We start from the raw sequence: 467 nt of genomic DNA on the forward strand, positions 1-467 counted from the left end.
TGCCCGAAGTCGTCCTGGCCGTGGGTCCGCACCCTGCTGCATTCGGTGTTCGACCAAGCCGACGCTGAATCGGTTGCCGCCCAATACGATCGGATGCTCGACGCGCTCGCCGAGAAGCTGCCGAAGGTCGCCGATCACCTCGACGCCGCCCGCGCGGACCTGCTCGCGTTCACCGGCTTCCCGAAGCAGATCTGGCGTCAGATCTGGAGCAACAATCCCCAAGAGCGGTTGAACAAGGAGATCCGCCGCCGCACCGATGTCGTCGGCATCTTTCCCGACCGGAACTCGATCATCCGCCTGGTCGGAGCCGTGCTGGCCGAACAGCACGACGAATGGATCGAAGGCCGCCGCTATCTCGGCCTCGACGTCCTGACCCGCTCCCGCGGGCTCACCACCACAGACGAACAGGAGGACACCGCGCCCACAGAACTCACCGCCTGACCGCCATTCGGATCACGCGGTGACCA

General features: G+C 65.5%; 1 protein-coding gene. It reads left to right on the top strand.

Annotated features, from left to right (window positions below; genetic code table 11):
- A partial coding sequence (locus tag QMO76_RS35210) for a transposase (RefSeq protein ID WP_306365704.1) occupies positions 1 to 441 on the top strand: 441 nt, incomplete at its 5' end.
- Positions 442 to 467 lie beyond the last annotated feature (26 nt).

The sequence above is a fragment of the Nocardia sp. CC227C genome (assembly GCF_030767025.1).
Classification (GTDB): Bacteria; Actinomycetota; Actinomycetes; order Mycobacteriales; family Mycobacteriaceae; genus Nocardia.